This is a genomic window from Agaribacter marinus, assembly GCF_030160655.1.
Classification (GTDB): Bacteria; Pseudomonadota; Gammaproteobacteria; order Enterobacterales; family Alteromonadaceae; genus Glaciecola; species Glaciecola marina.
The window spans coordinates 2,008,834-2,033,561 of sequence record NZ_BSOT01000005.1; the positions used below are offsets into that span (position 1 = coordinate 2,008,834).

21 protein-coding genes are annotated in these 24,728 nt (G+C 41.6%); 6 read left to right on the plus strand and 15 right to left on the minus strand.

Features of this window, described 5'->3' with window-relative positions; translation table 11 throughout:
- Positions 1–376 precede the first annotated feature (376 nt).
- A complete protein-coding gene (locus tag QQK00_RS10425; RefSeq protein WP_284217447.1) occupies positions 377–3,496 on the minus strand; it encodes a TonB-dependent receptor in 3,120 nt (1,039 codons plus the stop codon).
- 273 nt (positions 3,497–3,769) lie between these two features.
- Between QQK00_RS10425 and udk the strand changes: the two genes are divergently transcribed.
- The 3 genes from udk to QQK00_RS10440 are packed head-to-tail and all read left to right on the plus strand — an operon-like array spanning position 3,770 to position 6,489.
- Positions 3,770–4,411 (plus strand): uridine kinase, encoded by a 642-nt coding sequence (udk, locus tag QQK00_RS10430; RefSeq protein WP_284217448.1) that lies wholly within the window; start codon positions 3,770–3,772, stop codon positions 4,409–4,411.
- A complete protein-coding gene (locus tag QQK00_RS10435; protein WP_284217449.1) occupies positions 4,404–5,615 on the plus strand; it encodes a NupC/NupG family nucleoside CNT transporter in 1,212 nt (403 codons plus the stop codon). Before udk ends, QQK00_RS10435 begins: the two co-directional genes overlap by 8 nt.
- A gap of 34 nt (positions 5,616–5,649) precedes the next feature.
- A complete protein-coding gene (locus QQK00_RS10440; RefSeq protein ID WP_284217450.1) occupies positions 5,650–6,489 on the plus strand; it encodes a 2OG-Fe(II) oxygenase family protein in 840 nt (279 codons plus the stop codon).
- A 14-nt stretch (positions 6,490–6,503) separates the two neighbouring features.
- Here the strand turns inward: QQK00_RS10440 and QQK00_RS10445 are convergent, their stop codons facing one another.
- The 5 genes from QQK00_RS10445 to QQK00_RS10465 form a co-directional block, all read right to left on the minus strand.
- Complete coding sequence (locus QQK00_RS10445) at positions 6,504–7,655, minus strand: tetratricopeptide repeat protein (RefSeq protein ID WP_284217451.1); 1,152 nt, start codon at positions 7,653–7,655, stop codon at positions 6,504–6,506.
- Between the two features lie 153 nt (positions 7,656–7,808).
- Positions 7,809–8,459 carry a response regulator transcription factor gene (locus tag QQK00_RS10450; RefSeq protein WP_284217452.1) on the minus strand — a complete coding sequence of 217 codons (651 nt, stop codon included), beginning with the start codon at positions 8,457–8,459 and terminating at the stop codon, positions 7,809–7,811.
- 110 nt (positions 8,460–8,569) lie between these two features.
- Positions 8,570–10,516, minus strand: coding sequence for an acetate--CoA ligase (gene acs, locus QQK00_RS10455; RefSeq protein WP_284217453.1), 1,947 nt, complete (start codon positions 10,514–10,516; stop codon positions 8,570–8,572).
- Between the two features lie 201 nt (positions 10,517–10,717).
- On the minus strand, positions 10,718–11,833 hold the full coding sequence (locus QQK00_RS10460) for a Na/Pi symporter (RefSeq protein WP_284217595.1): 1,116 nt from the start codon (positions 11,831–11,833) through the stop codon (positions 10,718–10,720).
- A gap of 96 nt (positions 11,834–11,929) precedes the next feature.
- A complete protein-coding gene (locus tag QQK00_RS10465; RefSeq protein ID WP_284217454.1) occupies positions 11,930–12,982 on the minus strand; it encodes an aldo/keto reductase in 1,053 nt (350 codons plus the stop codon).
- 115 nt (positions 12,983–13,097) lie between these two features.
- Between QQK00_RS10465 and QQK00_RS10470 the strand changes: the two genes are divergently transcribed.
- Positions 13,098–13,538, plus strand: coding sequence for a VOC family protein (locus QQK00_RS10470; RefSeq protein ID WP_284217455.1), 441 nt, complete (start codon positions 13,098–13,100; stop codon positions 13,536–13,538).
- Between the two features lie 30 nt (positions 13,539–13,568).
- Here QQK00_RS10470 and QQK00_RS10475 read toward each other — a convergent pair whose 3' ends face one another.
- A complete protein-coding gene (locus QQK00_RS10475; RefSeq protein ID WP_284217456.1) occupies positions 13,569–14,549 on the minus strand; it encodes an aldo/keto reductase in 981 nt (326 codons plus the stop codon).
- Positions 14,550–14,585: 36 nt separating this feature from the next.
- Entirely contained in the window at positions 14,586–16,835 is a 2,250-nt protein-coding gene (locus QQK00_RS10480) for a beta-galactosidase (RefSeq protein WP_284217457.1), read from the minus strand.
- Positions 16,836–16,963: 128 nt separating this feature from the next.
- Between QQK00_RS10480 and QQK00_RS10485 the strand changes: the two genes are divergently transcribed.
- Positions 16,964–17,860 (plus strand): LysR family transcriptional regulator, encoded by an 897-nt coding sequence (locus QQK00_RS10485; protein ID WP_284217458.1) that lies wholly within the window; start codon positions 16,964–16,966, stop codon positions 17,858–17,860.
- Positions 17,861–17,942: 82 nt separating this feature from the next.
- Here QQK00_RS10485 and QQK00_RS10490 read toward each other — a convergent pair whose 3' ends face one another.
- Genes QQK00_RS10490 through QQK00_RS10515 form a run of 6 tightly spaced genes read right to left on the minus strand, consistent with a single transcriptional unit; the run spans position 17,943 to position 23,039 of the window.
- Positions 17,943–19,277, minus strand: a complete 1,335-nt coding sequence (locus QQK00_RS10490; RefSeq protein WP_284217459.1) for a tetratricopeptide repeat protein — start codon at positions 19,275–19,277, stop codon at positions 17,943–17,945.
- A gap of 16 nt (positions 19,278–19,293) precedes the next feature.
- Complete coding sequence (locus QQK00_RS10495; protein WP_284217460.1) at positions 19,294–19,899, minus strand: energy transducer TonB; 606 nt, start codon at positions 19,897–19,899, stop codon at positions 19,294–19,296.
- Positions 19,900–19,902: 3 nt separating this feature from the next.
- Positions 19,903–20,310 (minus strand): ExbD/TolR family protein, encoded by a 408-nt coding sequence (locus tag QQK00_RS10500; RefSeq protein ID WP_284217461.1) that lies wholly within the window; start codon positions 20,308–20,310, stop codon positions 19,903–19,905.
- Positions 20,311–20,334: 24 nt separating this feature from the next.
- Positions 20,335–20,862, minus strand: a complete 528-nt coding sequence (locus tag QQK00_RS10505; RefSeq protein WP_284217462.1) for a MotA/TolQ/ExbB proton channel family protein — start codon at positions 20,860–20,862, stop codon at positions 20,335–20,337.
- 12 nt (positions 20,863–20,874) lie between these two features.
- The gene (locus tag QQK00_RS10510; protein WP_431307734.1) at positions 20,875–22,257 is read right to left on the minus strand and encodes a MotA/TolQ/ExbB proton channel family protein; all 1,383 of its coding nucleotides are present in this window, start codon (positions 22,255–22,257) and stop codon (positions 20,875–20,877) included.
- A 17-nt stretch (positions 22,258–22,274) separates the two neighbouring features.
- Positions 22,275–23,039: a DUF3450 domain-containing protein gene (locus tag QQK00_RS10515; RefSeq protein WP_284217463.1), complete on the minus strand. Its 765-nt coding sequence runs from the start codon at positions 23,037–23,039 to the stop codon at positions 22,275–22,277.
- 221 nt (positions 23,040–23,260) lie between these two features.
- Between QQK00_RS10515 and QQK00_RS10520 the strand changes: the two genes are divergently transcribed.
- Positions 23,261–24,037 (plus strand): hypothetical protein, encoded by a 777-nt coding sequence (locus QQK00_RS10520; RefSeq protein ID WP_284217464.1) that lies wholly within the window; start codon positions 23,261–23,263, stop codon positions 24,035–24,037.
- A gap of 70 nt (positions 24,038–24,107) precedes the next feature.
- Here QQK00_RS10520 and QQK00_RS10525 read toward each other — a convergent pair whose 3' ends face one another.
- On the minus strand, positions 24,108–24,554 hold the full coding sequence (locus QQK00_RS10525; protein ID WP_284217465.1) for a hypothetical protein: 447 nt from the start codon (positions 24,552–24,554) through the stop codon (positions 24,108–24,110).
- Positions 24,555–24,728: the final 174 nt, after the last annotated feature.

Sequence of the window (24,728 nt, forward strand, 5' to 3'; positions counted from 1 at the left end):
AATGTGTTTATCAATCAGTTATAGATTATTTTTTTTACGGGCAGATTGTCCTCGCATAATATGACACTTTTATTACAGAATTACTATATTCACGTTTATGTAACTTAACCAAATGGTCTAGTTTTCATATTTGCAAACAATCACCATAAAACTGTCAATCTATGCGACAAATGTGCACAACAAATATAGTAGCTGATTTAGAATAACGGAAATTATGTTTACTTTCTATTCCCATGCGTGCTGGTGCTATTTCGAATATCTGCAGTCCATCGAATGGGTATCCACACCGTAATGATGCAAAATTATATAATGCACGAAAAAAAAGCGGCTTCTCAAAAGAGAAGCCGCCTAACTTACATCGTATAAATTCGATTTTCTAGAACGTATACTTCACACCGATTTTTAATCGCCATGCTGACTCTTCAACATTAAACTGATTAAAGTTACGGGTATCAGTACCTCTGAAGCGCTCTTGATAAACGTATTGACCTGCATCATTGACATCATAATCCACGATAATTTGTTGCGGAAATCTAAAGTCATAAAATTTACCCCAATCATCGTTCAAGAAATTTGCAAAATTTGCAATGGTAAAATATACAAGCCCTTTGTGCTCTTCTGTAAAGCCAGGAATTTCTTGCGAAACGTATAAGTCACTCGTGGTTACCCACGGTTGAGTTGAATCATACTTGCCACCAAATCCACCAGGAGTGCCGGTTAAGCCAGCTTGCTCAAACACCGCTGCGATTTCTTCGTAACTTAAACCTGCAGAAAAGTCGACAGCAGGATCGTTTGGACCCGTAGGAATATAAGGTAAATAAACATCAGAATCATCTAAGTCTGACTGATCGCCAAGATCACCATCTCTAAATGCGCCAAGTGTCCACGAAAATGGACGCCCTGAACGTCTTTCAAAAAACAAGTTAACGTTGGTCTCATAGCCAGCAAACAACTCGGTTTTATAGCCAAAATTAAACACGAGTCTATGCTCAATTTCATAAAATGCCGTATCTACTAAAGGCGTGTTTCTGTTTTCTACCACTTCAAACTGATAGTTTGAAATCGCACGTGAACTAGTGCCTGGATTTGCTTCAGTGATATCTTGGTTGGTATACGATCCTGAAAATGAGATCCCATTGTCCCAAATCTTGCTCAAGGACGTTGTAAAAATTAAACTTTCACCAGCATCATCAGAGTTGGTTAACTGAATGTCATGGTTTCCGGCGAAATCGGTGTTGTCATAAACGTTATCCCAGATAATCCGTCCACCATCGACCGTGCGTCTCCCGTTATCTACACGAGACAAATCAATCCAGTAAGCGCCATCCTGCTTATCCACGTAGATAAACTCCGTTGACCATGCGAAATCCTCACCCAATGACGGAATGTCAAATACAACGTCGGTGGCAATTTGATAACGCCAATCTGACGGCATTTCAAAGTCGGGATCTATTGAGTTAGTATTGCCTGCACCTTGAACTAAAGCGTCTACAGCACGTTGTGGAATTGCGTTAAAGTTGACATCAGCGCCGCTTACATCATCAAATTCAACGCTATCAATGGTAACTCCGTCAACTGTATACGCATTCGCCACCCACACCAATGGGAAACCACCACTAAAGCGGCCTACACCACCTCGCACTGTAACATTTTCACTAGCATCCCATTCAAAACCGATACGCGGGAGCAATATATCAAACCCGTCTAAGTTTTCAGTGTTTTCGAAGCCATAGGTGTTAACAAAGTTGGCGTTTAAATTAGGAGAGCCGTCGGCTGAAAGATGCTCGTAACGTAAACCTGCAGTAACAGTGAAATCCTCAAAAAGGTCAAATGTGGCATCCGCATATAGTACCGTTTGCATAGTTTCTACATCGTAAGAAGCGTCATTGGGGTTATTTGTGAAGGCGTTGCCATAAACAAACTCTTCTGGCGTTCTATTCTCAAAACTTGCCAATGAATCAAATCCCCAAACGCCATCAGAATCTTCAACAAACAAGTTAAAGTTGTTCGTTTTCTCTACTTCAACACCAAAGTTGTATTCAACTTCATTGGGAAAATAGTTTGCATGAAACCCGATACTCAATACTTCATTGCCTAATTCATTTGCATGACGAAACTCATCTTGCCCAATGATAAAGTCAACACCACTCTCCCCCCTCACATTAACTTCACCGAGAGAAGAATTTGTAATTGACGCTTGTTCAAACTCTTTATATGACAGGCTAAACTCCGAAGAAAAAACATCTGTCCAATCAGAATACAAATGCGCCGTGTAAAATGTATTGGTTTGCTCTCTTGTCCACGCATTAGACGCAAACCTTACTTCATCTGGGTCGTCATTGAATGCTTCAGCGCTGCTTCCATCCTGATCGCTATAGGTAAAGTCAGCACGGTGATTTTCGCTTATGTTCCAATCCAATTTTATAAGTAACTTAGTGTCCTCATCCGGCGCAGGTGCACCACCGATTGCATCCGAAATCCCGTAGGTTGAGTTTAAAATATCTGCCACTCTGTTTACTTCTTCAATAACTTCAGCAGGATAAGTTGACGGATTGAAATCAAGTACGATGTCTTCTTCAAATTTCTCATAGGATGCAAAAACGAATAGCTTGTCTTTTATGATTGGTGCGCCAAAAGTGAAGCCATAAGACTCTTCTTTATTGTCAACCTCAAACTCATTCTCTGAAATTCTGTCATCAACGGCATCGCCTGCAGTGGGGAACTGTTCGTAAAACACAGAACCACTAATTTCGTTAGTACCGGATTTAGTAACCACGTTTATATTACCGCCACTAAATTCACCCGCTCGAGCTTTGAACGGTGCAAATTCAACGGATACTTGCTCAACAGCATCAAGCGATATTGGCGGCCTATTGGTTGGATAACCGTTTCCTTGCAAACCAAAGGTATCATTGATGCCCACACCGTCAATTGTCACCGCATTGAATTTTGGGTTACTACCCGCGATGCTCAAGGTTTCACCGGATGGATCCACAACAGCAAGCGGGTTGGCGCGAATAACATCCTTTAAGTCGCGATTCACAGTAGCTACACTATTAATATAGTCTTCCCCAAAGCTGGAGTTTGCGCCGCTATTTGCAAAAAAGTCTCTAGATCCCACAACCGTTATTTTTTCTAGACTTTGTTTTGGCGTTAACTGAGTGTTTAGTTCGAATGTATCATTTAGGCTAACAAACACGTCATCAATGACCTGCCCTTGAAACGTATCTGAAGAAATTGTAATCGTGTAAGGGCCACCTACACGAAGCCCTCTGGCTGAAAAGGCGCCATCGCTGTTCGCGTTAACTGTCTTAACCGTACCTGAAGCGTTGTGAATTATGGTTATTGTGGCATCGGGTGCTGGATTACCGCTGGGTCCGACAACAACACCGCGCATTGCGGAAGACTGTCCACTATTAGCTATGGCGGTCGTCGACAAACCGACAGATAAAGCAACAGCAACAGCCAGTTTGCTGAGTTTGGTCTTTGATAACATGATTTTCCCTATGAATTTTAAATATATTTATTGTTTTCGTTGTCTGAATTATTTTAGTTTTTCAGTTTTGGTGGGCAGATTGTCCACGCACAATATGACATTTTTATTGCAAAATTACCATCTTCATATTTATGTAACTTAACCAAATGGTCCACTTTAATTTGACTGTTTATTGAACAGAATTACGCTAATAAAGCACAATGCGCCGCATGTATTTGCTTGCGCAAGCAGTAAGTTGTAAAGTTGGTCTAACCACATGAAGAATAGAAATCTATGCAAAAGCCAATAATAATAGCTATATCAGGCGCTTCAGGTTCTGGTAAGTCTTTGTTTACCCAAAACCTTTGTTTAAAACTAGGACAGAACAATCAAGAGATTCTTGTACTTCAAGAAGATCACTATTACAAAGCGCAAGATCATATATCTGTCGAAAAACGCGCAGATACTAATTACGATCACCCCGATGCATTTGAACACGACCTGCTCGCTGACCACTTATCACAATTATTAGGCAATAAGCCGATTCAATATCCGTCTTACTGTTACAAAACGCATACCCGCTTGAAAGAATTTGAAACAATTAAACAAGCGCCGATCATTATTATTGAAGGAATTATGCTGCTAACTCAAGTGCACTTATTTGACTATTTTGATCTTAAGGTGTTTGTTGATACGGCACCCGACGTATGTTTGATGCGCAGAATGCTGCGCGATACTCAAGAACGTGGCAGAACAATTGAGTCGGTGGCTAAGCAATACGAAACGACTGTTAAACCGATGTATCACAAATTTATCGAACCCAGTAAAAATTTCGCAGACCTTATCATTCCTCACGGCGGTGAAAATCATTTAGCCGTCGACGTTGTAAGTGCGTTCTTACTCAACCCACAAAATGGAAGTCTTATACATGGTTAGTATCTTAGGTATTATTGTTTTATTTGGCCTAGCCATCCTGATGTCAAAAAATAAGAAAGCGATTAGCTGGCGTGCGGTCGGTGGTGCATTTGCGCTGCAAGCAGTTATTGGTGGCTTTGTGCTTTATACGAGCATCGGGGTAAATGTATTAAATAGCATTACTGTTTTTGTACAGAATGTGATTGATTACAGTAAAGCCGGTATCGAGTTTGTATTCGGCCCTTTAGGTAACTTTTCACTAGGGTTTGTATTTGCGGTCAATGTGCTCCCTGTCATCATTTTCTTTTCAGCCCTTATTTCAGTATTGTACTACTTAGGGATCATGGGATTTGTCATTAAAATCATTGGTGGTGGCCTAAAAAAATTGCTTGGCACCAGTAACCCTGAATCGATGTCTGCGGCGGCAAATATCTTTGTTGGGCAAACCGAAGCACCGCTAATTGTCAAGCCGTTCATTCCCACAATGACTCGCTCTGAATTATTTGCTGTGATGGTTGGTGGGCTTGCGTCGGTAGCGGGTTCTATAATGGCTGGTTATTCGGGTATGGGTGTTGAACTAAAATACCTGCTCGCTGCAAGTTTTATGGCAGCCCCTGCTGGTTTAATGATGGCCAAAATTCTTGAACCCGAAACAGACACACCTAATCAATCTTTGTCCGACGTTACGTCTGAATCTGATGACTACGCAAACGTGTTCGATGCTGCAGCCAGTGGCGCGGCGTCAGGGATGAAATTAGCGGTAAATGTGGGGGCAATGCTATTAGCTTTTATCGCGCTAATTGCCATGCTCAACGGTATTTTAGGCTATTTTGGCGGTTTATTTGGATATGATGACCTGACGATCCAACAGTTGCTTGGATATGTATTTCAGCCCTTAGCATGGTTAATTGGTATACCTTGGCATGAGGCGCAATTGGCTGGCGGATTTATTGGACAAAAAATTGTGTTAAATGAGTTTGTTGCCTACTCTGACTTTGTTACTTATAAAGATCAATTATCTGAGGGCACACAAGCCATTATTACCTTTGCGCTTTGCGGGTTTGCCAACTTATCATCTATCGCGATATTGATGGGTGGCATTGGTGCAATGGCACCGAGTAGACGAAAAGACATTGCCAATTTAGGCTTAAAAGCAGTATTTGCCGCAACGCTAGCAAATCTGATGAGTGCGGCGCTTGCTGGCATTTTCCTGTCCTTAGCGTAAACGAAAGATACATAAAAATAGGGAGGTAACACCTATGAAATTAGAAGCGGTTGATTTTAACTCACCCAACGCAGCAAAAGAATTTGTCGAATCGTTACGCCAAACCGGTTTTGGCGTACTAAAAAATCATCCCATTTCACAGCAGCGTGTAAGTGATATATATACTCACTGGGAAACATTCTTTAATAGTGAAAACAAAGATTCATACTTATATAACAAAGGCACTCAAGACGGCTTTTTTCCGCAAACCGTCTCTGAAGTCGCCAAGGGATTCAAGAAAAAGGACATAAAAGAGTATTATCACTATTACCCTTGGGGCCAATGCCCAGATGAATTAAAAGCTGAAATTGATGGATATTACAAAGATACCTTAACATTAGCTGCACAATTGTTAAATTGGATTGAAGCGCATTCTCCAAAGAACGTTAGTACGCATTATAGAGAACCCTTATCTAATATGATCAACGGCAGTGAACAAACACTGTTGCGTATTTTACATTACCCGCCGCTGTCAGGCGATGAAGAGCCTGATGCGATAAGAGCCGCTGCTCATGAAGACATTAATTTAATTACTATTTTACCAGCTGCAAATGAACCGGGCTTACAAGTTAAAGCGAAGGATGGCACATGGCTAGATGTGCCGTCTGATTTTGGTAATTTAATCGTTAATATTGGTGATATGTTGCAAGAAGCATCGGGAAGTTATTTTCCGTCTACCACCCACAGAGTGATTAACCCTGTAGGTACTGACGTCACTAAAGCACGCATTTCGTTGCCATTGTTTCTGCACCCTCGGCCAGATGTCGTGCTTTCAGACAACTACACCGCTGAAAGCTATTTACAGGAGCGACTGCGCGAATTAGGCGTACTCTAAAGTACTCGTAAAAATTAATGGTTATAGGCGAGCAACGATATCTTACGAGAGTATTGCTCGCTAGTACGCCTGTCATTTGACCGCATTCTGGCTTTTTTCAATGCATCGCTAGAGCGACTAAAATCACCAATCGCATAATAGGCTTTTGCTAAACCAAAATAAAATTCATGAGGGCGGTTATTTAGTTTAATCGCCTGTTTGTAGTGAACGATTGCATCGCTCGGCTTCTCTTCGATAAGCGCATGTTCAGCTAACATAGAATGATAGTAGGGGTTTTTTAATCGTTTCTTATGTAGCCGTGCCTCTAGTGACTTAGACGCTTCAAGTCGATCGGTTCTCTTATATATATTGGCCAAATTTTCTAGCGCTGATAAGTAATTAGACTTTAATGATGTAGCATGTAAATACGCTTCTTCAGCGTGTTCCAACATATCATTACGACTATATAGTACACCTAAGTTTAACCAGGCACCTTCATTCTTGGGATCCGCTTCTAAAGCAGCTTTGTAATAGGCGAAAGCTTTGGCAGACTCACCGTTAATCAAGTGTTCCGCACCTTTGTTATTGTAAAAATACGAAACAATTTGGCGTTTAGTCAATTCAACAGAGTCGAACTTTTTTGCATTGCGAGAGGGGTCAAAATCGACAATTAGGTCTCCATTAACCATAGAAGGAATAAATCGCCTAGCTGGCTTCTTTACTCTTAAATTGATGTGCCTGTTAATGATAGATTCGCCTTGCCGAAACGTCCAAAACTCAGGTATTTGAACGTCTTGGAAACGTGCATCAATATGCAAGTAATCCGCCATAGAATAAGCCATGACAGTTAAAGACAAGCAATTAGCAGCGCCATTGGCAAAGGTATCCGATGCAACAGTATTTGCTTCTGCAGAATAACCCAAATCAAGGTCTGCACGATCAAAAATAGCAAACACTAATGCTGACATTTTACCAAAATCAGTGGTTTCACTTTGCGTGACTCGCTTGACAAAATTTACCGCATCATCAGAAAGAGCAAATATTTCTTCAGGCGTTTCGACGTTAAAATCGCTAGCTGTTTCAAACGCTTTATCATTTAAGATGGGTGATTTTTTACTTAAGAATGATGTAGACGTGCATGCGGAAAGGAACAAAATACTACTTAAAACAAGTAACAAACGTGTCATATGCTTACCTCATTAACAACGCTATGTTAATTAAGCATAGTTAAAGAATCATGTAAATTCAAATCGATTTTTGTTGCTAATATGTAACAAATGATTTATTTCAGAAAGCGAAAATACGAATGGATAAGATAGATATCAAGGCTCAATTTGCAATCAAGCTTTAAGCGGTGGCATTTCAAGATTAAGTTTTGATGCAATCATGACGGCTTGAGTACGATTGTTTATCCCTAACTTTTTGAATGTCGCCGTTACGTGCGCTTTTACCGTAGCCTCGGCAATGTTCAATTGATATCCAATCTGTTTATTCAATAGCCCTCCTCTCATGCAACATAGAACGTTGTATTGGGCGGGCGTTAGCTCTGCGACCTTGTCCACAAGCTCAGTGAACTCTTTGTCTAATAGCGCAGTTTGTTTTGAAATCTCCTTGGGCAACCAAATCTGTCCCTTAAAAATTGTATCAATTGCATCCACAATGTCCTCAACTTTAGACGTTTTCGGGATAAACCCTCGTGCACCAAAACGCATTACTTTAGAGATAAGTAAAATATCGTCGACGGCTGAAACTACCACAATTGGCAGATCAGGATATTCTTTTTGAATACGCAAAAAACCATGTAAATCAGTACTATCAGGCATATATAAATCAAGTAGTAACAAACTAACCGAGGCGCCATCCAACAATTCAAGTGTGTTTTTTACGTTTACCGATTCAATAATATGTAACGATGAATATTCGTTTAGTAGAGTATTTTTCATCGCTTCTCGATACAAGGGATGATCATCAGCGATAAGCAGAGTTCTCATTAAATGTTTGCCTAGTATCCATCGTTATAAAATTTGGACTTATACTAGCTAATATTTGGAACAAGGCATATGAGACAAAGGTGGGTAGTTCCCCACCTTTTGACGGAATTTTAACCTTTATTTAGGCGTTCCTCGATAAGAGAGTCAACGACAGATGGATCTGCAAGCGTCGACGTGTCGCCCAATTGTTGATGCTCATTCGCCGCGATTTTACGTAATATTCGACGCATGATTTTACCAGATCGGGTTTTTGGTAAGCCCGTGGTCCACTGGATTAGATCTGGCATGGCAATTGGACTCAGTTCTTTTCTGACCCAATCACGTAATTCAATGCTTAATTCATCGCTGGCTTCAATGCCTTCGTTTGCCATGACATAAACATAAATACCCTGCCCTTTTAAATCATGGGGATAACCGACGACTGCGGCTTCAGCAATATTTTTATGTGCCACCAGAGCAGATTCAATTTCTGCAGTACCTAGACGATGCCCTGAAACATTAAGCACATCGTCAACACGGCCAGTAATCCAATAGTAGCCATCTTCATCTCTGCGGGCACCGTCACCCGTAAAATAGACATTTGGATAAGCACTGAAGTAGGTCTCAATAAAGCGCTGATGATTGCCATACACAGTTCTCGCTTGACTGGGCCAGCTATCTTTGACTACTAAATTTCCTTCACTTACACCTTCAAGCTCATTGCCGTCAGCGTCGAATAGAGCAGGTATAATGCCAAACAAGGGGCGCGTTGCAGAGCCAGGCTTTAGCGCGGTTGCTGTGGGGAGTGGTGAAATCATAATGCCGCCCGTTTCTGTTTGCCACCATGTATCAACAATAGGACAGCGAGATTGCCCAATCACACGATAATACCATTCCCATGCTTCTGGATTTATTGGCTCTCCAACCGACCCCAAAATACGAAGAGAAGATAAGTCACAGCCTTCAGCGGGTTTATCACCGTGTGCCATCAATGCACGAATGGCGGTCGGCGCAGTATAGAGTTGATTTACCTTATATTTTTCAACTACTTGAGCAATACGCCTAATATCAGGATAAGTCGGTACACCTTCAAAAAATACTTGTGATACGCCGTTAGACAACGGGCCGTAAACCATGTAGCTATGACCAGTTATCCAACCAACATCTGCCCCACACCAAAATACGTCATCAGGTTTATAGTCAAATACATATTTAAATGTAAGCGTAGCGTTTAGCAGGTACCCACCCGTTGTGTGTACAACACCTTTTGGCTGTCCAGTGGACCCAGACGTGTAAAGAATGAACAGCGGGTCTTCTGCATTCATTTTTTCTGGCGTGCACGTACTAGACTGCGATTCAGTAAGCGTTACCCAATCGACATCATAAGTATCGTCCCAATTAACGTCAGCATTTGTCAGCTTATAACACAGTACAGCACTAATACTTGGACAGGCATTATCTGCTAAAGCTTCATCAACGTTTTCTTTTAATGGGATGATACGACCCGCTCTACGACCTTCATCGCAAGTAATAATGACTTTTGCATCGCTATCGTTAATTCGGTCGGCAATAGCATTAGGTGAAAACCCGCCAAAAATAACTGAATGAATAGCGCCAACTCTTGCGCATGCAAGCATTGCATATGCTGCTTGAGGTACCATCGGCATATATATCGCAACGCAATCACCTTTCTTTACACCGAGTGATTTTAAGCCATTGGCTAACTTACACACTTCGTCATGTAATGTTTGATAGCTTATCTTTTGGGCGTTACCGGGTTCATCTCCCTCCCAATATAAAGCAACCTTATTGGCGTTGCTCTCTAAATGTCTATCAATGCAATTGTAGCTTGCATTTAACTCGCCATCTTCAAACCATTTGATTTGACAAGCATCTGCACTAAAATTTGTGTTTTTAATTTTTGTGGGCCGTGTAAACCAATCAAGCCTATCCAACTGTTCCGTCCAAAATTGCTCTGGATTCTCAATTGACGCGTTATACATTGCTTGATAGTCCGCGTCACTTACGTAAGTTCCCTGCTGCAATGCAGAAGGTACAGGATATATTTTAGCGCTCAAATCTGATCTCCAAGTAAAAACTTTAAGGACTACATTAAGTCCTAGGCATACTTGCCTAGTTGTTGTCGCTTATTTTTACATAAACAAGTCCATTGCTTAACTAGGTTTTTACAGATATTTCTATTTTTTTAACGGAATTTTAAAATTTGAAGACTTTTCGCCTAATTAAAGGCGGACATACTCATATTCTTTATTGTTGCGTTAGGCCAAAAAAATTACCGCGGCCAAAGGAACAACGAAAAACACGCCAACAATATAAGCCAATCCATAGGCTTTTTGTTCGGCGACTTTAAGGGAGAGTTGATACGACAAATTAGGTGGCCATTCTCTAATAAACGCTAAGCCATAAATAACCAAAACAGCTAGTACGTTATAGCAAAAATGCACAAATGCAATCTGGAGCGCTAAACCAGCATTTGGTCCTGTGATCGATAGCGCCGCTATAAGTGCAGTTATGCAGGTGCCTATATTAGCACCTAATGTAAAAGGATAAATGGCTCTAGCTGTCACAATACCGTTACCCACTAGTGGTACCATTAACGATGTTGTAGTTGAGCTAGACTGCACAAGTACAGTCACAAACGTACCCGAAGTAATACCTGACACAGCCCCACGTCCTAGGCTATTTTGGAGAATTTCACGTGCACGCCCTACCATCAGAGACTTCATGATTTTACCCATCCATGTGATAGATAAAACAATTAATGCTAAGCCAATCAAGATACGCGCTATACCGTCATAAATAGTCGGTAGCTGTGTAGTAACATACGTTATTAACCCAATAATTGGTCCTGTGACTGCCTTTATCGGATTAAAACCGTCGACGCCTGCAGTGGCGCCAGTAGAAAAGATAGCCACTAACATTGCACTTAATGACTCTAACATGCCGAATGTCATTTCGAGAGGCAGGAAAATCAGTACCGCGAAAATATTAAAAAAGTCATGAATAGTCGCCGCGTTAAATGCGCGCTGAAACTCTTCCTTGTTTCCAATGTGACCAAGGCTCACAATTGTATTTGTAATACTCGTGCCGATATTTGCCCCCATCATCATTGGGATTGCAATTTCTATAGGCAAACCACCCGCTACCATTGCGACAATAACAGACGATACCGTACTAGAAGATTGAATGAGAGCCGTAGCTACCATCCCAATGATTAAACCTAGAAAAGGATTAGACGCAAAGTCGAAAAGTTGATTTGCATGTTCTTGAGTGGCAGTTTTAAAACCGCCGCCAATTAAGCTAACTGCCGTCAACATTGCAAATACTAATATGAATAGCAAAGCCCAACGCATAGGCTTGGGCAACGTTTGCATCAATATATTTGGATTTGCTTCTTGTAAGGACGAGCTCATAACTTTACTACCTGTAAGTTGATGAACTTGTTTTACCCTTAAATTATGACGCTTTTATTAAAATGGCACCGGAAATTGTTTAAAAACGTCGTGTATATCCTGAAGACAATCTTCGGATAATTCGATGTCAAATGCCGCAATGTTTTCCCGCAGTTGAGTCACTGTTGTCGCGCCAATGATTGTGGATGTTACTCCGTCCACTTGGTCACACCAAGCCAGTGCTAATTGGCTTGGAGTCATTTTATGTTTTTGCGCCACTTGGCAGTATGCCGCAACCGCTGCTTGTGATTGCTCAGTATCTCTAAATAAACCATGGCGGTGACCTAAGGTCCAGCGACTACCCTTTGGACGCCCCCCATTAAGATATTTACCCGACAACAAACCCGTTGCTAATGGTGACCAAGGTAAATAGGCAATGTTCTCAAATACACAACTTTCAATTAAATATGGGCTATCTTTAGCATGGGCCAAACTAAATTCATTTTGAATGGATACTGGCAATGGCACGTCGAGTTCTTTACAAAGGTTTATGTAGGTATGTATTCCCCAGGTTGTGTCGTCAGAAAGGCCCCAATGACGAATTTTTCCTGACTTTATGGCCTTTCCAATCGCCACAACAATGTCTCTCATTGTATCTCGTTCAAGCGCTGTATTTACAGCTGTTGGCTTTAGATCATTTGGCCAATGCGTCCCAAAATGCGGTGTGCTTCTACTCGGCCAATGTAGCTGATAAACATCGATGTAATCGGTTTGCAGCCGAAGTAAAGAGTCATCAAGTGCCTTAGGAATGGTATTACCGGATATTTCAGACCCACCACGAATATACTCAAAACCGGGTCCCGCAATTTTAGATGCTAAAACAATATCTTTACGTTTACTTGCATTTCGACTCAACCAATCGCCAATAATTCGCTCTGTATCACCATAGGTTTCGTCGTTTGGCGGAATAGGATACATCTCCGCTGTATCAATAAAATTAACACCGCACTCAAGCGCATACGCTATTTGCTGATCAGCATCGGATTGTGTATTTTGAATCCCCCAGGTCATTGAACCTAAACAAACGCGAGAAACATCTAAACCCGAGCTTCCTAGTGTTGAATATTTCATTATTTTATTTATTCCTGTTGATTTGTTTATAAAACGTCTTTTTCATTTTGCTTTGAACTTATTTATACTCTTAGACCATCTGGATAGAAAAATAAATTCAACGCAAGGAATAAATATGCGCTTTCTCCATACGATGGTACGAGTAAAAGATCTTCATGCTTCTCTACACTTTTATTGCGATTTACTAAGGTTAAAAGAAGTTAAACGCTATGAAAGTGAGCAAGGAAAATTTAGTTTGATATACCTTGCAGCCCCAGACGATGCCGAGCAATCAAAGGCGACAGAATCTCCTCTACTGGAATTAACATACAACTGGGACACCGAAGACTACGACGACGGCCGAAATTTCGGTCATCTTGCCTATGAGGTCACCAATATATATGACACTTGTACGTTTTTACAAGACAATGGCATAACAATAAACCGCCCCCCAAGAGACGGTCATATGGCATTTATTCGCTCGCCTGACGGTATTTCAATCGAGTTATTGCAAAAAGGAGACGCGTTAGCGCCTCGTTCGCCTTGGCAAGAAATGGAGAATACTGGTACTTGGTAAACGTCCACGCCATAACGTATAGAACTAGTGTTATATACTGCCTCTTATATGTAGGCGAACCTTCTCAAAATAGAAACTCGATAATGCATGAAGCATTACATCTGAAAATTGAGGAAGGCTTGCCGCCGCAGCATTTTGAGCCACCTGTTTTGCACTGCTTGCACCTGCAATTACGGTAGTCACCTGCGGGTGGTCCAAAATCCAGCGTAACGCTAGTTGTGCAAGCGGAATATCAAAGGGAAGCATGCTTTTCAACTCTTCAACTAAACAAAGCGCGGTGTCAAAGGGTAAGCCCGAAAATGTCTCACCAACATTAAAAAACTCTCCGTCTTTGTTGTAGTTACGATGATCTTTGTCTTCAAAAACGGTGCTACTACTGAACTTCCCACTCAATAAGCCGCTCGCAAGGGGCAAGCGAACAATAATACCCACACCTGCGTCAGCGGCTTGCGGCAGCAATTTTTGCACGGCATCTTGTCGAAACAAATTAAAAATTATCTGCAAAGATGTTAGTCCAGGTTTATCCAAACACAACAAACCTTCGCTGATATTTTCTACGCTCGCGCCGTAATGCTTGATTAACCCTTCAGATCTGAAGTCTTCAAGATGCTGCCATATTGAATCACCTTGCATATGTTCAGGCGGTACACAATGTAACTGCACCAAATCTAAACAATCTACTTGTAAACGCTCAAGCGAGCCTTCAATGCTTCTTTTCATATTATCAGACGAGTAACAATTTGGGTAAAGCGAGCTATCTCGGCCTAACTTAGTTACAATTTGGCGAGGCGCCTTATTGGCTTGTGTCCAATCGCCGATAGCTGATTCACTTTGCCCCGCACCATAGACGTCAGCGGTATCCCAAAATGAAATACCCGCGTCATCAGCCGCGGCCAAGATGTCCGTTGAGTTGTCAACGCCTGAGCTACCAAAATCACCACCTAACTGCCAGCAACCTAAACCAATAACGGATGCCTCCAGCCCGCTCTTACCTAATACACGTTTTTCCATATCTTATCCTTTCATTACTACTAAGGTACTACTCATCTATTTAAAACGTCTTTGATATAATTCTGTATTCATTTCTTTTGCGGCATTCACCATTTCTGCATATGGCGTATCTGTCACCGAAATAAACCCAATGTTATAGTTTTCACCGTCATATACTCGACCCGTTAATGGACCATCTGCATATTGAAAATAATGTGCGCCAATGTAATTAGGGTTATCAATCACAGAATACATGTAGTCTTTAAACATTTTGGCTCGGTCATCTTGATCTGAGGCCATAATGATACCTGGATGGAACATACGATTGTCCATCGCTCCCATATGAAACTCGCCAATGATGGCAGGCATATCTAAGTCTTGCAAAAACGCCCATTGTCTTGGAATGATACCTTCCTTATATACATTGAAGCTGATGACATCTACATGTTTTGATGACGCTTCGACGACTTCTTCGGGCATTCCCCACACTGGAAATCTAGCGCCGAGATAAAGGTGATTAGGCATATGCTTTTCCATCGCTTCGTTGACTATGCGGAAGTATTGATTAGCAAACGCGTACAACATATCGCCGTAGTCCTTGTCCAAGGCCTCGGTTGTCATCGTTGAGTCAATACCTGCGTCAAACGCTTCCCAACTAGCAATATCTTTATCCCATGCCTTGTTTAGCGCTTCTATCGTCTTATATTTTGCTTTCATCATTTGCGTGAAATGCGCTTTGGTTGGCACTTCAGCGCCGTTCTTAGGCAATGTGGTAAGAATAATGCCTAATTTGCTGGCTCTAGTTTCTGAGCGTCCAAAGCTTTTCTCGTTGTCTATAAATACACCCACGCACCATGGGTTATCTTGTACTTCTTGCGCGACACGCTGAACCGTAGCATCTGCGCTCGCTGCAAACACGGGATCAAATACGTCAGGCAGAGCACCCCAAAAATCTTGACCACTAGATACTGTTTTATAATCCCCAGTTATCCAACCGTTGGCAAAATATGGCACCTTATTGTTATCGTACAGCTTAGGCGATGTCCAATTGCCGAGAGACGTAAAACCCCAATTCATCATGCGACGAACCGTAGTATCAAGCCACATATTTTCGTAATTGTTGCCATACTTACGTTGTAAGTTTGCGCGTTGAAAATTAAAAGATTCTCCTTTTAATAGCGCACCAGAGTGAGTGTATCCTGCGTAACTATAATGTTGACCCAAATCGCCATCCAGCGGCGGTAACCACTCAAACATGTCGACTCGACTCTGCAATTCTACATGGCGCGTTGACCTGTCATTCGGTTCATCATAATCATACCCAGTCATTGTCGCGGCATCACCAAGGCGAATGATATCAAGGCCAGTGGCAAAATAAGGATAGCCTTCAGGGTCAATAAATGCCCATTTATCACCTACCTTACCCGTGCGAAAGTAACCTGTGGCTTCTTGCTTTTCGCCGTTTTTCCAGCCGCCAAACTTACTACGGTCAGAAAATAGCTCGCCCGTTAATTCAGCTTGTTCGGTTTTTTTCTGTGCGATAAGCTCTTCTTGAGAATGGACTTTATCAGCAAAATCTACAGTGGCATTTTGTCCGAACTGATCAACAGTATTGGCGAGGAAATCTTCGTTTTTAGGTGGGTTTTGTCTAAGTCTAATGTTGTCGATGGTTATCTCTTTGTCAAATAAAGAGTATTGAACGCTTAGCTCTACTTGTGTAATCGCTTTAGTATCTAAATTCTTTTTTCCCCACAAGGAAATAAACTGAATATCATCAGATGCCCAGGTAGGTGGGTTGTTTCGCAATCCGGACAAGAAATTAAGCTCAATATCACCCCGACCTTCAGGTGTTGCAAGGTCATGCCCGGCTAACTTAGCGTAATATGTTTTCACACCGCCACGCGCCACACTAACACTGCGAGTATAGTTGTTGCCGTGCACATCTGACACATCCAAGAAAATATTCACGGAGTGTTCACCATCATTGGCTATATCAAACGCGATATTGAAGTCGTCATACTCGCTCCAATCATAAGGCGTGTCAGGTTTTATCAATAGCGACGAAAAGTAATTGCTTTGTGAAGCAAACTTCACATTAAGTGCGGTTGAGTCACTTTTTACTAGTTCGCCATTTGAAGCAACAAACTTTACGTCACCATTAATGTTTCCATCTTCAAAGTCATGTAACACTTTAATCACTTGGTCAGTGTTAACGTCAGCATTCGTTGTTTGTTCTGTAGCGACTTGTTCACATGCGCTCACTAAAATTGATGCTGCCAATACTGGCAATACTGAGAACTTATTCATTGTGTTAGAAATACCTGTTTATTAATCTTTAGTTAAAGTTTGTTGCCAAAATGTAGTGTACAACATAAGCTATTGTTAATAATTATCCTCTTAATTAACTATACGTTAAATATTACTAAACAAAGCCCATGTTACAAGCAAATGTTATTGCCTTACTTACTGTAGTTGAAACTGGCTCGTTTACAAAAGCGGCAGAGAAACTATCTGTATCCAAGGCGCGTGTATCGCAACAAGTTTCCACCTTGGAAAAAACCTTGGGTGCAGCTTTGATTCACCGCTCTACCCGAAAAATAAGACTTACCCAAGCTGGCGAATCTTACTATGAAGAATGTCGCAGAGCCGCAAATATTCTTTCGTCTGCTGAACAACAAATAAAAGACGGGCAAAACGCATATGAAGGGTTAATAAGAATAAACTCTGTTGGTGGTATATTTGCTGAATCTTTGCTCACGCCAGCAATTACAGAGTTTATGCTCACCTATCCCAAAATCTCCATTCATTTGGACTTGAGCAGCAATAAAGTTGATATATTGACTCAACGGTTTGATTTAGTGATGCGTGTCGGTCAACTAGAAGATTCCGCCCTTATTGGTAGAGAGCTGATTCGATTGCGCACAATGATTGTGGCAAGCCCAGAGTATCTAGAACAAAATGGAAGACCTGAACATCCGCATGAATTAAGTAAACATCGCTGTTTATGCGGCAGTATAAAAAAATGGCAGTTTCTATGCAGGGACAATAATAAAGATATTGAAGTCATGGTTGACGGACACTTTTCTGCACCAAATGGCCATGTTATCTGTGAAGCCGCGAGAAAGGGGCTTGGCATCGCGAGAACTAATGAGCTATATACAACGGAAATGTTAAAAAACGGTGATTTAGTCGAGCTTTTCACGGACTGGAATATCTTACCTCAGCCACTCTCGCTGATTTATCCCAAAGCAAGATACAAAACCATGAGAATGAAATTGTTCATAGAATTTTTAGTGGATTGGTTTGGGCGATATAAAATGCCTATCAAATAGTGGGGATTTATATCTACCTTGCGCCTGACTAACAAGGTAGATAAACGATCGGACCGTCTAGATAAACGCACTAATAATCGACTTAAGGCGCTGCCTCTATACTCTGAAGCACTTCATAATTCGTTTTTTCTTTTTCGACGTATTGCTGCCATTGTCTAGAAGAGGCTCTTGTTGCAGGAAATTGCTCAGCTTTAGCCAAGGTATCAAGTGCGTCAACAAACAATCGTTTATTATACAATGATAAACCCAGCACCAAATAAGTATTACCAGGTGAGCGCAAACTCCCCTTTTCAATCGCTTTATTCGCTGAGGCAATGGCGTCATCAAATCGGTCAGCATTGAAATAAATTAACGCAAGTTGGGCGTCTAAGACGCCATCCTCAGATAAATCTGCCGCCTTAGCAAAGACCGGAATGGCTTTCTCATTTTCTTTCGCTGATTGCCACGCCTGCGCTAAAAAGCGCAAGTTACGTAGATTTTCATCTAAGACATTGTCGCTAATTGCTTGTTCCATCAATGCCGCACCTTTGTAGGGTACACCATTGAAATAATACAATTGAGCCAAATTAAATGTATCATTTGCACTAGTGACAAATCCGCGTTGATAAGCAATTTCCATTGTTGCAAGTTGCTTCTTCGGTTGCTCTAGTTCACCATACATGCCAGCTAACTGCACCCAGTACTTAGGTTCATCATACAAGCGAATAAGCTTTGCAATAATCTCTTTTACCTTCTCAGGCTGCTTCAGCTCAAAGTAGATAGCACGTTGCAAAACTAACCAGTTCTCGTCAGGTAGATACCCCTCAGCCTCATGACCAGCAATTGCTTGCTCAATATATCCTCTAGCTTCTTCAAATTTTTTACCTTGGTACAGTGCCTGCGCCTTGAGTATATAATTTTTGGGTGGGATATTGCCGTTATTGAGGGACTCCCAGCGCTCCAAGTACTCAACCACTTTATCAAAGTTACCTTGCGCCATATTTAATTGTGCGAGGCTGTACAAGGCTGTTTGTTCGAAACCTACAGGAATCGGGCTTTGTTCTATGGCTTTTTCAAATGACGCGATAGTCTCATCAAAGCGTTCTTCATTATAGTAAATGAATCCATAGAAATTATACATTGTTGCAATTTCGTAGGCATTCATACTATTCATCTTAGACTTTACTTCGTCCAAAATAGCTAATGCGCCGTTAATATTATCAGCATCGCTTTCCGTTTGTGCGCGAGACAATTGCTCATAAACTTTTGCCCGAAGTGTCGGTACTCTGCGTGTCTTTACTTCCGACTCTTGCATTGCCTTTACTTGCGCACTATAAAATACGCTAGACGTGCCAAGTACTAATGAACCAAAACATATTGATACTGTAAGCAAGCGACTGACGAATGATGAATTAAAAAATGTATTTCGTTTTTGCATCTTCAAATTCTCCAAACTAGTTCAACTCGAACGTTACTTGCGTTTGCACGCCAGCAACATCTACGGGCTCACCATTGATCACCCGCGCTTTATATTTATAGCTCAGCACTGAGTTAATGGCCGCTTGTTCAAAAATCCCTTCCGGTTCGGCTTTAATCACCACAGGGTCTTTAACGGTGCCTAGTTTTGAAACCGTGAACTCGACAATTACGTAACCTTGAATGCCACGTTGCATTGCACGTCGTGGATACACCGCCTGCGAACGAGCGATAGGCACAAAATCTCCGTCACCACCACCTAGCGATACACCACCTTCAAGGCCAACATCCGCGCTAACATCAGCAGAAAAATCCATACCACCAGCAGCCGCATCAGGAGAGCTTGATTCCATTGGCGGTGCTTCCATTGCTGGAGGCGGCTCTTCTGGCTTTGGCGGCTTGCGCGGTTTGCGGTCTTTTTGCTCAACCTGTTCTTCTTGTTTTACACGCACAAAGTCCAATACTTTACCTTGTGGCGGTTCACCCATTTCGCCACCGCCGGTTTTTATTAGATATTGCATCAAAAAGAACAAACCAAGTGTTATCGCTGCGGCACAGAATAATGCGATTACAAATCTAATCATGATTTACGGCTCTTGTGCAGCAATAGAAACGTCTTCAATACCAGCAGCTCTAGCCGAGTCCATTACTTTAATAAGGACCTCAGTCGTTGCTTTTTTATCTGCTTGAATAACAACAGTGCCTTGCGGGTTTTCAGCATATAGTCGCTCAATATTTGCTTGTACAGCACGCACGTCTACCTTGCGCTTATTGATCCAAACTTCGCCTTTATCGCTAATTGCCACAAGTATACTTGCACGATCTTTTTTCACAGCCGTTGCCGCATCTGGACGATTTACATCGATACCCGCTTCTTTTACAAAAGATGCCGTAACTATAAAGAAGATTAACATAATGAATACAACGTCTAGCATAGGCGTCATATCGATATTGGCTTCTTCTTCGTCAACTAAATTTTGAAAATGTTGTTTCATTGTCTTATTCCTTACTGCTAACTCTTAGCCAATCTCGCGTTCAAGCTGCAATTCATCTTCAAGATGCATGCGCTCTGTTTTACTAGTCTTTGCTAACCATGTGGAGGCAAAAACGCCTGACAATGCACCAACCATTCCAGCCATTGTCGGAATAGTTGCCTTCGATACACCTGATGCCATCGAACGGGCGTTGCCTGACCCAGTCATTGCCATTACATCAAATACTTCAATCATGCCCGTCACGGTACCCATCAAGCCCAACAAAGGACAAAGTGCCACAAGCGCTTGGATAATAGGCACACCCGCATTTAGCTTAAGACTAACCCGCGAAATATACGCTGAACGAATTTGCTCAGCATTCCAAGAGCGGCGCTCTTTACGGGCATTCCATTCAGCAATAAGACTTTTCTTATATTTAACGTGGGTCGTATTAATGTAAAACACGCGTTCAAGGATGAGCAGCCACATCACGAAGATCAGAGCGCCGATGTAAATTAATACATAACCACCTGTCTCTGTAAAATCGCGAATTGCTTCTAAAAACTCAATCATCGTAGCGCCCTATTATTTACTAGCTGTCTTCTCAGCGCGCTCAGCAATTACACCAGACGCTTGCTCTTGTAGGATATATACAATGTTTTTGTTACGCGTATTTAAAATTGCGTATAAGAGTGTTGTCGGAATGGCAACAACCAATCCAAGTACAGTTGTTACAAGCGCAGTTGAAATCCCACCAGCCATTAACTTGGGGTCACCAGTACCAAACAAGGTAATCTGCTGGAAGGTAATAATCATACCTGTTACCGTCCCGAGTAATCCCATTAACGGCGCAACCACAGAGATGATTTTAATAATCGTAAGGAAGCTACCCAACTTTGGTAGTTCACCTAAAATCGCTTCGGTTAAGTGAAGTTCAAGTGATTCAGTATCAGCATGTGGGTACTTGTCACGCACCTGCATAACACGGCCTAGCGGGTTGTTACTACTAAAACTATCCGATTTAAGCTGTTTGTTCACTTTAGCTTGAGTGATACTTAAGGCGATAAGACGATAAATTGCCAATACAAAGCCAATAGCACCAACGATAAGAATGATGTAGCCAACTAATCCACCTTGTTCTACACGTTCTTTCAAACTTGGTGCCTGGACTAGCAAGCCTAAAATAGATCCACCCGTTGGGTCTAAACCAAAACCAATTAAGTCACCGTTAGAAGACTCTAAATCATCGATTGACGATAAAAAACGGTCTTGTGGCTGGCGCACTAGCTCTGACACAGTCTCTGTTACGCTGTCGTAATCTAAGTATTTTCCATCTGCAACCAATGCAAAAGGGCCTACACGGGTAACTTCTTTAGATACTTTGCTACCGTCAGCTTCAACCACTTCGGTTGTAAATTTTGTGACTTTGCCAGATTCAGTCATTTCACGTTGTATTTCAAACCATACACGTTCAATTTCTTCAATTGACGCAAGCTTAGATGAGTTCCCCATAGATTGGGCCATTTCATCCAAAAACTCGGCACGCCCAGAAATTTGAGCAGAGATAACCGAGTTATAAAACTTATTCTTGGTATCACCAGCCACTTGTTGTAAAACACCGAAGAGTTCTTTTAGTGAGCCTAAGCGATTGTCTAACGCACCGTTTAAATCGGCCAACTTAAACTCGTTTTGTTCAAACTCAGTTTCAAGCGTTTCTGAATCACGTAACATCGCATCTCTGCGAGCAAGAGTGTCACGCAAGATTTGTGTTTGCTCCGCACTGCGAGCTGCAAAGTCTGCTTCACGTTGTTTATTTTGTTCAGACTGCGCAAACTTTCCATCTTCAAGTTGCTTTAAAAGTGCGTCTAAGTCGATTGCGCGCTCATTGTCTTGCGCGTTTACACTGCATGCCATTAGCACAGCTGCCGCAGTTGCGATGGCCTTACCGACCAATGAATTAAACTTCATTTTCATTTTTATGTTCCTTAGTCAGTAATCGCTACTGGCACCATTAATAAATCTGGCGCTAGTTGTTTTTTGGCAATTCGAAGTGCTTTTGTTACCTGAGTACGGTAGCTAGATTCAAGTTCTTCCCATTGACGAGTTTGTTTATTCCAAACACCTTGACGGCTTTGATCGCGAGTCTGGTAAAGTAACGCTGTACGACCAATACGCAGAAAATCAACTGCCGTTTCGTCGCCGTCGATATCAATCAAACCACCATATGACTCAATTGTGCGGCCATAATCCATTTCAATTTGAAACGCTTCCATTACCCGGCGAAACTTCTCAGAAGGGGCCACACTAGCTTGATCCATCAAGTTATTTAAATCGGCTACACGGTTGGCACGCTCTTCTGGCAAAAAAGGCATATCCAATTTAATAAACTGACCTAAGCCTTCAATCATATTTATCATCAACGGTGTTATTTGACGCTCTACGACACTTACTTCGTCGATAGCCGCATTTAGGTCAAGCATCTCTTGCTCTTGGTTACCAATCTGCTTTTTCAGTTGCCCATTGTATACGTCCAAACCTTCAATCTCTTTTAGCAAGGCTTTGTATTGCTGAAGTTTGCTACCGATTTGTTCAGATATACCATCGATTTTATTTTGGGTTGTTTCTGCAGACGCATTAATTTCTGTTGCAATTTCATTCGCAGAGTCAAGATACTGATCCTCTTGAGCGATGGCCGAAAACGACAAAACACCGGTCAATAAAATCGCACCTAATGGAGCTAACACCTTCATACAATTTCCTACTTAGATTTTGGGACTATATAAATTTACCGCGCAGAGGATAGGAATTTTCTATGACATTTTTATTACAAATCTAAAGTAAAACTTAGGCATAACAAATAATTCATATAGTTAACAGTGCTATGCGGTAACAAGCTTACTAAAATTAATTTTGTAAAACGCTGATTTTGTTATGATCTAACCAAGCATTTTATTGTATAAAGGCGATCATGATGAATTATCGCAATGACCACAGAATGCTTGTTTTAAAATCAATATTTAGATGTTCCGCTGCACTAAGCGCACTAATCTTTCTTCAAAACACACTGTTTTTTCATGACGCTCTGGCGAGTGTCGGAGGGGTTCATGGCCCAGGTGTTAAACCAAATGATAAGACATTAGAGTTTCGCTCCTCTCTCGCAGCAGCCGATGAGAGTACTCAACAGGATGTGTGGACACATCGCTTGCATTATCAGCATTCACTTAATAGCCAACTCCGAGCAAGGCTAGTATTGCAATATCGTGACCTTGAAAGTTTTGAATATGATTCACTGCGTGCCGAACTCTTGTATAACTTCAAGAAGAAAGACCCTAACGGTCGTTGGTCTAGCGCGCTGCGCTTTGATGTGCGCACAAATAGAGGTAATAGGCCAGAAGACTACTTTGTAAATTGGACAAACCAATGGGACTTTAAAGATGGCTGGCGCGCACGCGGCTTAGTCATATTAAGTCGTCAGTTTAATAGTGAACAAGCGTCGTCTAAAACCGCATTTGGAACAAGAGCCAGTATCAGTAAATCTCTCGACAATAGCCTTAGAGTAGGCATAGATTTATTTGATACTTATGGCGAATTTGGCGAATTTGGCAATTTTAATGACCAAAGGCATCTTATTGGGCCTAAGCTAGTTGGGAAGTTAGCCGGTTTCAGTTTTCAAGCAAGGTATTTAGCAGGTGTCACATCTCGCACTAGGGATAACAATTTTTCGTTGTTTGTGAGCCGGTCTTTTTAAATATGTAAGTATTATTAGTATCCCAGCCGCTGTTTAAGTTGCGACTGGGCCTCTATGCTAAATCACCGATTTAGTTGGGTAAACAAACTCTTCGTGTTCTAGTTTCAGTTCTGACACCGGACTCTTCGATAGTACCTTGGACATTTTCAGCTTCTCGCCACCAATAGTCGCAAGCCACTCCACCGACGTTTGTCGTGCCATTCCAATCATAAGATATCCTTAGCGAGCCGCAAGCCGGAGGAGAACCAACCTGAGTTTTAACTCTCACCTTCGTTATATCTTTTTCTAAAGATACTTTTCTCCAGTTTTCAGTTGGGCAAGAAGAACTTCCATTAGGGTAAGTATTGTAATTTGGTATACCAAAGTATTCCAAACTAGCTTCATACTCGCATTCAACTACGTGAACTTGAACCTCATAAGTTTCGTAAAAGCAATCTACATCTGGTGCAGCGTGAAGAAAAGTGATAGGTGAAAAAAATGCAAAGAGTGTAGCAATTTTGGATATCTTAAATTTCATAGCGTTCGTTCCTTTTTATTTTGAACAATAAATGAACTGCTTAACTGCTTGCAGCTAAGATAAACTAGCGCTTTTAAATTACGATTCCATGATGCTTTTCTTACACTTTTTTTCTCTTATAAAAAAACGCCAGCATGTGCCAGCGTTCTATATTGGACTTAAACAAATTCATCA